Raw genomic sequence first — 9,199 nt, forward strand, 5'->3', positions numbered from 1 at the left:
TTGTGCGATGTATGGCGACTTCCGCAAGCATTATCGAGCGCCGATCCCGGATTTCGCACCCATGAATGAACCTACGCTGAACTACGTACTGTGCCCGGGCTCTGCCGCCCCGCCAGTGGCCCCGGACCGCACGCCCGCTCCAGCGCAGCAACACCGCATGGCTTACTGGGAGTGGAATGCCACAGGCAATCCGGCGCATCCGCATGTAGTGGTCTGCGTGCATGGCCTCTCGCGCCAGGGGCGCGACTTCGACACTCTGGCGCGTGTGTTGAGTGCGCATGCGCGGGTGATCTGCCCCGACGTGGTGGGGCGCGGCCAGAGCGACTGGCTGGCCGACCCCATGGGCTACCAGATTCCGCATTACGCGGCCGACATGCTGGTTTTGCTGGCGCAGTTGCAGAAGCAGGGGGCCATCACCACGCTGGACTGGGTGGGCACCAGCATGGGCGGGTTGATTGGAATGGGCATTGCAGGTCAGCCGGGGTTGCCGTTGCCGGTGCGCAGGTTGGTGCTCAACGATGTGGGGCCGGTTATCCAGTGGGAGGCCCTGCAGCGTATCGGCCAGTACCTGGGGCAACTGGCGCAGTTTGCTTCGCTACAACAGGCCGCCGATGCCATGTGGACTATCTCCACCAGTTTTGGCCCGCACACGCCAGCCCAGTGGCTGGAGTTGTCGCGTGCCATGGTGCGCGCGCTGCCCGAGTCTGAGGGGGGCGGCATCACATTGCACTACGACCCCGCGATTGCCGTGCCTTTCAAGACCCTGACCCCAGAGTCCGCTGCAGCCGGCGAGGCCGCGTTGTGGCCGCTGTACGACCATATCCAGGCGCGCACGCTGCTGTTGCGTGGTGCGCAGTCGGATCTGCTCTCTCGCGCGACGGCGCGGGCGATGGCAGAGCGCGGCCCTCGGGCGCGCGTGGTGGAGTTTGAGGAGGTGGGGCATGCGCCTACCCTAGTGGCTGCCGATCAGGTCGCGGTCGTCACCAAGTTCCTGCTGGCTGCGGAAGGTGTTGTGGCCGGATGAAAACCAACCCTCCTTCATTCGCGTCCTTTCCCCTTCAGACCGACACCGTTCCGCAGCTCATTGCCGCCACCGCGCAATCGCTGCCCGAGCATGTGGATGCGCTGGCGCGCGCGCGTGCTTTTGCTGAGCCACTGATGGCTGGTGAGACCCTGGATTCCGGCGAGAACACGCTGACCCATGCGGATGCAGTGGCCGCCATCCTCAAGGGCATCGGGGGCTCGGAGGCCATGCAGGCTGCAAGCTATCTCGTCTATGCCTGCGTGCACCTTAACAAGCCGGAAGATGTGATTGCCAAGGCCTTTGGCGACAATTTTGCGGCGCTGGCAGTGGAAACGACCAAGCTCATGCGTGTGCAGCGGCAGGCCCGCACCGCCGAGCATCTGGAGGACCCTGCGGTGCAGACCGAGAACGTGCGCAAGATGCTGCTCGCTTTCTCGCGCGACCTGCGGGTGGTGATGCTGCGCCTGGCTTCGCGGCTACAGACCTTGCGCTTTCATGCGGCCAGCAAGCGCCCCGTGTCGCCCAGTCTGGCCCGCGAGTCGCTGCAGGTGTTTGCGCCACTAGCCAACCGCCTGGGTATCTGGCAGGTGAAGTGGGAACTGGAAGACCTGTCCTTCCGCTTCCTGGAGCCCGACACATACAAGGAGGTGGCCCGCCTGCTCGACGAAAAGCGGGGCGAGCGCGAGGTGTACATGGAGCAGCTGCGTGCCCGGCTCGAATCCGACCTGCGCGCGCGAAGTATCAGCGCCAGCGTGCAGGGGCGTCCAAAGCACATCTACAGCATTGTCAAGAAGATGCGCGGCAAGTCGCTCAACTTCGATCAAGTGTTTGATATCCGCGCGCTGCGCGTGGTGGTGCCCACGGTCAAGGACTGCTATGCAGCACTGAGCTGGGTGCATGAGCAGTTCAAACCCATCGTGGAAGAGTTTGACGACTACATCGCCAAGCCCAAGCCCAACGGCTACCAGTCGTTGCACACCATCGTGCGTGACGACAACGGAAAGCCCATCGAGATCCAGATCCGCACTCAGGCCATGCACGAACACGCCGAGCACGGCGTTGCGGCTCACTGGGCCTACAAGGAGGCTGGATCCAAGGGCTATGCCGGTGTGTCTGCTACCGGCGAGTACGACGCCAAGATTGCGGTACTGCGCCAGCTGCTGGCGTGGGAGCGGGATTTGGCGGGCGCTCTGCCCAACCGGGGGCTGTTCGAGGACCGCATCTATGTGCTGACGCCCGATGCTGCCGTGGTCGAGCTACCGCAGGGAGCCACGCCCGTGGACTTTGCCTACGCAGTACACACCAGCCTGGGCCATCGGTGCCGGGGCGCCAAGGTCGATGGCGCCATGGTGCCGCTGAACACGCCGTTGCAAAACGGACAGACGGTGGAGATTTCCACCGTCAAGGAAGGGCGCCCGTCGCGCGACTGGCTCAATGCCGAATTGGGCTATCTCACCAGCCACCGAGCCAAGGCTAAAGTGCGTGCCTGGTTCAATGCCCAGGCCACCCACGAAACCGTGGCCCGTGGCCGCGAATCTGTCGAAAAACTCTTGCAGCGCGAAGGCAAGACCGCGATCAAGCTCGACGACCTGGCGGTGCAGCTGGGCTTCAAATCGGCCGATGCCTTGTTTGAAGTGGTTGGCAAGGACGAGTTCTCGCTGCGCAACATCGAAACGGTGCTGCGTCCGCCCGAGCCCGTGCTGCAGCCCGATGACTTCCTGCTGCTCAAGAAAACGCGGACCAACGACGCAGCCCCCAAGGGCGGTGTTTTGGTGGTGGGCATCGACTCGCTCATGACGCAACTGGCCAAATGCTGCAAACCCGCACCGCCCGATGCCATTCGTGGTTTTGTCACGCGTGGCAAAGGGGTGAGCGTGCACCGTGCGGATTGCAGTAACTTTCGTGAGATGGCGGCGCGCAGTGCCGAGCGTGTGATCGATGTGGAGTGGGGGGCGCCCAAGCAGGCAGCCACTGCCGCCGTGTACCCGGTGGATGTGGCTGTGGAGGCCGCTGACCGGCAGGGCCTGCTGCGCGACATCTCTGAGGTCTTTGCCCGAGAGAAAACCAATGTGATCGGCGTGCAGACCCAGTCGGTCAAAGGCACTGCATGGATGACGTTCACCGTGGAGGTGTCCGACTCGGGGCGCCTGAACAAGGTACTAGGGATTGTGGCCGGCGTACAGGGCGTGCGTTCTGCGCGCCGGCGATGAGGTGGGCCGCCTGGGGGCGGGAAGGCCACTGGCCGGGTCATGCTACCGCTTCATATGATTTGTTTCGCGGCTTTTTCGGGGAGCTGATTTTTGTGGCTATAATCGTGGTCTAAACAACGACAGGCGCGTAGCTCAGCTGGTTAGAGCACCACCTTGACATGGTGGGGGTCGTTGGTTCGAGTCCAATCGCGCCTACCAAGTTTTTCTGAAAGAAACCAGCTTTCAGTGTTTTTGAAAACTTGGGAAAAACAAAGCCGCCATTTTGGGCGGCTTTTTTGTTTTTCGGACCGTTTCTACCGTTGCAATCGATTTGCCTTGCCTGTGGTGATAAGCCGCAGGCAACAGCGCCCAAGTCCCTCCTTTTTCCCGTTCTTTCTTTTACGGCGGTTTATGCGGCGGTCGCGGGCGTTACGTCCCGACAGATCTGTTGCGTCTCTTGCCCAGTGTGTGTCTTAAGCGACTCATAAGATCTCTCTGTCACGCTCGCTGCGTTGACGACCTCCCTCCCTCTTGCTTCAAGGTAAGAGTTCAGCCCGCCCCGTGCGGGCTTTTTTTTTTGCCCCGATGGCATCAGCCGCAAAGGGCTTAAGCAGGAGCGGGCATGCTGACGGTCCATGGTGCCGCCATGCCGTGTGAATTTGGGGTGTCGCGATTGCGACATGTGATGTCGGCGCCCCATCAGGGTATTCCTTTGCCGCTGCGGTGGTGCACTCTCCCTAGAATGTGCTGCACTGCAATACATGGGTTTCGAGCCCGAGGAGTTCGTTGTGTCCGAACAGAAAAGTGCCGCGTCCAAGTCGGCCCAGCGCGTCATAAAAAAATACCCCAACCGCCGTCTGTACGACACAGACACCTCCACCTACATCACCCTGGCTGAAGTGCGCCAACTGGTCATGGACCACCAGCAGGTGGTGGTGCGCGATGCCAAGACGGGCGAAGACCTCACGCGCAGCATCCTGCTGCAGATCATTCTGGAAGAAGAGGCTGGCGGTGCCCCCATGTTCACCGAGGCCGTGCTGGCCAACATCATCCGGTTCTATGGCCATGCCATGCAGGGCTTCATGGGGGCTTACCTGGAAAAGAACGTACAGGCCTTTACGGATGTGCAGACCAAGCTGGCCGAACAGTCGCAGAGCGTGACGCCCGAGATGTGGGCGCAGTTCATGAACCTGCAGTCGCCCATGCTCAAGGGCATGATGGGCAACTATGTGGAGCAGTCGCAGTCCATGCTCACGCAGATGCAGGAGCAGATGCAAAAGCAGACCGAGCAGATGCTGGGTGCGTTCGGGTTGAAGAGGTAAGGCATCCCGAGCCCTTGCTTGGCTCGCCCAGGTGGGGGGCGGCAGCTTGGAATAGCTGGATCTCCGGTGGCACCGGCCTTGCGCTGGGCCGGTTCCACCGCTCCAAAAAACGTGGCACCTGCCGAACTGGAGGGGCTCCCTCACCGGCCAGGCGCCGGAACTGGGACAATACGGGGCTATGAGCGAAGCACTCTCCCCCACAAAAACACCCAAAGTCGGATTTGTCAGCCTGGGCTGCCCCAAGGCGCTGACCGATTCCGAACTCATCCTCACGCAACTGAGCGCCGAGGGCTATGAAACCTCCAAGACCTTCCACGGCGCAGATCTGGTTATCGTCAACACCTGCGGCTTCATTGATGACGCCGTGAAGGAAAGCCTGGACACCATTGGCGAGGCGCTGGCCGAGAATGGCAAGGTGATCGTCACCGGCTGCCTGGGTGCCCGCACGGGCGATGACGGTGGCAACATGGTGCGGCAGATGCACCCCAGCGTGCTGGCCGTGACCGGGCCGCATGCCACGCAGGAGGTGATGGACGCCGTCCACCTGAACCTGCCCAAGCCGCACGATCCGTTCATCGACCTGGTGCCCGGTGGTTTTGGCATTGCGGGCATCAAGCTCACCCCGAAGCACTATGCCTACCTCAAGATCAGCGAGGGCTGCAACCACCGCTGCACCTTTTGCATCATCCCTTCCATGCGTGGCGATCTGGTGTCGCGCCCCATCGGTGATGTGCTGAGCGAGGCCAAGGCCTTGTTCGAAGGTGGGGTGAAGGAGCTGCTGGTCATCAGCCAGGACACCTCTGCCTATGGCGTGGACGTGAAGTACCGCACCGGCTTCTGGGACGGCAAGCCCGTCAAGACCCGCATGCTGGAGTTGGTGCAGACCCTGGGCGAAATCGCCGAGCCGTATGGCGCCTGGGTGCGCCTGCACTACGTGTATCCGTACCCTAGTGTGGACGAGGTCATCCCGCTGATGGCCACGGGGCGCGTGCTGCCGTACCTGGACGTGCCTTTCCAGCACAGCCATCCCGATGTGCTCAAGCGCATGAAGCGCCCCGCCAGCGGCGAGCGCAACCTGGAGCGCATCCAGCGTTGGCGTGAGGCCTGCCCTGAGCTGGTCATTCGCAGCACTTTCATTGCGGGCTTCCCTGGCGAGACGGAAGAGGAGTTCCAACATCTGCTCGACTTCGTGCGCGAGGCCCAGATCGACCGCGCGGGCTGCTTTGCCTATAGCGACGTGAATGGAGCCGCTGCCAACGAATTGCCCGGCATGCTGCCCATGGAGGTGCGCGAAGAGCGCCGCGCCCGCTTCATGGCTGTGGCCGAAGAGGTGTCGATCGCCAAGCTGCAGCGCCGTGTGGGTGCCACCATGCAGGTGCTGGTGGACCATGCCCCCGCTTTGGGCAAGAAGGGTGGCCGGGGCCGCAGCTATGCCGACGCACCCGAGATTGATGGTGTGGTGCACCTGCTGCCGCCCGAGAAGATCAGCAAGCAGCTCAAGGTGGGCGAGTTCACCAAGGCGCGCATCGTGGGCACGCAGGGGCACGATCTGGTGGCCGTGCCGGTGTGACGTGCTGAATGTGTGATTGCTATTTATTTGATAGCTAAAAGCGCGCATCTGTTGCGCGCAAAGGCCCCAAAATGCCAATAAAAAAGGCTTCCCGAAGGAAGCCTTTTTTGTGGACCGGGGCCGAGGGTGCCTCAGGGTACCTTAGACGCGCTTGCGGTATTCGCCGGTGCGCGTGTCGATTTCGATCTTGTCGCCTTGCGACACAAACAGCGGCACGGGCACTTCGAAGCCGGTGGCGATCTTGGCAGGCTTCATGACCTTGCCGGAGGTGTCGCCCTTGACTGCGGGTTCCGTCCAGGTGATTTCGCGCTCGACGCTGGTGGGCAGTTCGACCGAGATGGCCTTGCCGTCGTAGAACACCACTTCCACGGCCATGCCGTCTTCCAGGTAGTTCAGCGAGTCGCCCATGTTTTCGGCTTCGACTTCGTACTGGTTGTACTCGGTGTCCATGCAGACATACATGGGATCGGCGAAGTAGGAGTAGGTGCACTCCTTCTTGTCCAGGATCACGTTGTCGATCTTGTCGTCGGCCTTGAACACGACTTCGGTGCCGAAGTTGCCGATCAGGCTCTTGAGCTTCATGCGCACGGTGGCTGCACCGCGGCCGCCGCGGGCGTATTCGGTTTTCAGGACAACCATGGGGTCCTTGCCGTGCATGATCACGTTGCCGGCGCGGATTTCTTGAGCGATTTTCATAGCGAGTTGCTTGGGTTGGGGCCGCTCAACGCGCGGGCCGGTGGCTTTCTGTTGTCTCGCTGGGGAGGCAGAAGGCGCGCCGTGCCGATGCATGTTCCGCGGCGGGAATGCGCGAGGGCTGGGCACCGGTGTGCCGCACCTGATTTGCGCAAAGCCTCGGATTTTACCGTTTTTCGGCGACAAAGCCCAAAAGTTGCGCCACAAGGTTGTCCTGCGTCAGCAGGCGCGTGCGCGCAGCCCCAATGCAGTCTGTCCACTCGGCCAGGGTGTCATCGCCGGGCCACTGCAGGGGCGCGGTGTCCAGCCCGTTCCAGGTGGCGTGGAATTGCCGCAGCGATGCCGGGGCTTGCAGCCAGTCCAGAAACGCCCGCAGCTTGTCGTGGTGGGCGTTGTCGTGCTGGGGGTAGATCTGCCAGACCAGGGCCTGCCCGGCCCACAGCGCCCGCACCAGCGAATCCTCGCCACGCACAAAGTTCAGGTCGCAGGCCCACAGCATGTCGTCAAATGCCGTTTGGGTGCGTGCAGGAAGATATGAAATGTATAGCTGCCCGAGCTTGCCAGGTGCGCGCAGGGCAGCATTTGGATCATGAAGATGGGTGGCGCCAGCCGCACCAACCGCAGCCTGCACCGCCGCCGTGGGGCGGCCCGGGGTGACCAGCAGCTGCGTGGGTCGGGCCTGGCTGCGCTGCAGCAGCTCAGGCAGGGCGGCGGGCTCGTAGCAGAACAGCGACACCCAGCGCTGGCCTGGGCAGTCGCTGCCCTGGCCAAACGCGTCGGCGTGCGCCTGGCGCCAGGCGGTGCGGTCAAACGCCTGCCGCCGGGCCAGCAGGTCGTCTTCGCGCAACAGCCCGCCCGTGGCGGGTGTGAAGCCGGGGTAGAAGAACCAGCGTGTCCAGCCCGCAGCGGGGCCCGACAGGAGGGGCGACGGCAGCCGGTGGGTGCGCTCCACATAACTCTCTGCCGACAGGTATTCCAGATTGATCCAGACCGGTTTTTGGCCGTTTGCGCGCGACTGGCTTGCGCTATATGCTATGAATTCAGTAGCAATTTCGCAGCCGAACGCTTCCACCATCACATCGGGCGCTGGCTCGTGGGCGCCGGGCGGGGGCGATCCCCAGGCGCGCAGCTCAACGCCCGGGCAGCCTGCGGGCGCCATCCACGTGAGGGCTGAGGCGTCGTCCACCCACAGGCGCACGCGGTGGCCCAGACCGGCCAGTTGGGCCACCAGCCGCCAGCACACGCCGATGTCGCCAAAGTTGTCGATCACGCGGCAGAACACGTCCCACTGCAGCGCTGCGGGGGCGGAGGAGCCGGGGTTGACGGGGTTGACGGGCGTCTTGGCGGTCATGCCATGTCTCCCTGTTGTGGCGCGTCAGCGCGCAGATGTTCCACTAACAGCCGTGCCACGCTGGACAGGGATTCCTCGGAGCGCACGCACAGCACCAGTTGCCGATGTGCCCAAGGCTCGCTCAGCGTGATCACGCGGATGGGCTGTGAGCCTCTGTACAGGGCGGCGCTGCCACGCGGCATCACACCCACGCCCAGGCCGGCCGCGACCATCAGGCACAGCGCGTCGTAGCTGGTGACCTGCATGCGCAGGCGCAGCGGCAGTCCTGCCTCTGATGCTGCGCGGGTCAGCTGGTTGTTGATGGCACTGCCCGGGTGGGCGCCCACAAAATCGTAGGGCAGGGCGTCGGCCAGGTGGGCCGACTTGCGGCGTGCCAGCGCATGGCCCGTGGGCACCACCAGCACCAACTCGTCACGGCGGTATGGCAACTGCACCACGCGGTCGCCGTAGTGCCCCTGGTTGAGGATGCCTACATCGGCCGCGTTCTCGGCCACCGACTGGGCGATGGCTGTGCTGATCTGCTCTTGCAGCCGCACATCCACCTGCGGGTGCAGCGCCATGAAGCTCTGCAACTGCGCAGGCAGGAACTGCGTGATGGCCGAGATGTTGGCTACCACGCGCACATGGCCGCGCACGCCGGTTCCGTACTCGCGCATCTGGCTGGCGATGCCATCCAGGTCGTTCAGCACGCCACGCGCCAGGTTCAAAAGCGCGTAAGCGGCTGCTGTGGGCTCGGTGCCCTTGTTGCTGCGGGTGAAAAGCTCCACGCGCAGCGTGCCCTCCAGGTCCGCCAGGCGGCGGCTCACGGCCGAAGCCGCCAGGTGCTCGCGTGCGGCAGCAGCAGCAATGGTGTTTTCTTCCATGACGGCGACAAACAGGCGCAGGGAAATGGGATCGAGTTTCATGGGGCGCCGATGGTAGCAAGTTGCCATGCCGGTTTGCGATGGCGGCTTGTTGCATCAGCGTTTTGCAGGCGGGCGGACTGTGCGCATCATTCGCCACCCCCGCCGAGGTTTCATACCTTCAGGAGAAACGTACTTCCATGGATTC

7 protein-coding genes and 1 tRNA gene are annotated in these 9,199 nt (G+C 63.2%); 5 read left to right on the plus strand and 3 right to left on the minus strand.

Translation table 11 applies throughout. From position 1 onward, the window contains the following. Positions 1-61 precede the first annotated feature (61 nt). From DBR12_RS07530 to rimO, 5 genes are all read left to right on the plus strand, one after another. Positions 62-1,024: an alpha/beta fold hydrolase gene (locus tag DBR12_RS07530; RefSeq protein ID WP_108616688.1), complete on the plus strand. Its 963-nt coding sequence runs from the start codon at positions 62-64 to the stop codon at positions 1,022-1,024. Beyond that, complete coding sequence (locus DBR12_RS07535) at positions 1,021-3,234, plus strand: bifunctional (p)ppGpp synthetase/guanosine-3',5'-bis(diphosphate) 3'-pyrophosphohydrolase (RefSeq protein WP_108616689.1); 2,214 nt, start codon at positions 1,021-1,023, stop codon at positions 3,232-3,234. The genes DBR12_RS07530 and DBR12_RS07535 overlap by 4 nt, the downstream gene beginning before the upstream one ends. A gap of 121 nt (positions 3,235-3,355) precedes the next feature. Continuing rightward, a tRNA-Val gene (locus DBR12_RS07540) sits at positions 3,356-3,432 on the plus strand. Between the two features lie 542 nt (positions 3,433-3,974). Beyond that, positions 3,975-4,535, plus strand: a complete 561-nt coding sequence (gene phaR, locus DBR12_RS07545) for a polyhydroxyalkanoate synthesis repressor PhaR (protein WP_063459464.1) — start codon at positions 3,975-3,977, stop codon at positions 4,533-4,535. 178 nt (positions 4,536-4,713) lie between these two features. Then, positions 4,714-6,105, plus strand: a complete 1,392-nt coding sequence (rimO, locus tag DBR12_RS07550) for a 30S ribosomal protein S12 methylthiotransferase RimO (protein ID WP_108616690.1) — start codon at positions 4,714-4,716, stop codon at positions 6,103-6,105. 141 nt (positions 6,106-6,246) lie between these two features. On the opposite strand, the gene efp is transcribed toward rimO, so the two are convergent. The 3 genes from efp to DBR12_RS07565 all read right to left on the minus strand — a co-directional run bounded on the left by efp (position 6,247) and on the right by DBR12_RS07565 (position 9,054). After that, positions 6,247-6,801 carry an elongation factor P gene (gene efp, locus DBR12_RS07555; protein WP_108616691.1) on the minus strand — a complete coding sequence of 185 codons (555 nt, stop codon included), beginning with the start codon at positions 6,799-6,801 and terminating at the stop codon, positions 6,247-6,249. A 163-nt stretch (positions 6,802-6,964) separates the two neighbouring features. Next, on the minus strand, positions 6,965-8,149 hold the full coding sequence (gene earP / locus DBR12_RS07560; RefSeq protein ID WP_108616692.1) for an elongation factor P maturation arginine rhamnosyltransferase EarP: 1,185 nt from the start codon (positions 8,147-8,149) through the stop codon (positions 6,965-6,967). Then, on the minus strand, positions 8,146-9,054 hold the full coding sequence (locus DBR12_RS07565) for a LysR family transcriptional regulator (protein ID WP_108616693.1): 909 nt from the start codon (positions 9,052-9,054) through the stop codon (positions 8,146-8,148). Before DBR12_RS07565 ends, earP begins: the two co-directional genes overlap by 4 nt. Positions 9,055-9,199 lie beyond the last annotated feature (145 nt).

This window comes from Acidovorax sp. HMWF029, assembly GCF_003060895.1.
Taxonomy (GTDB): domain Bacteria; phylum Pseudomonadota; class Gammaproteobacteria; order Burkholderiales; family Burkholderiaceae_C; genus Acidovorax.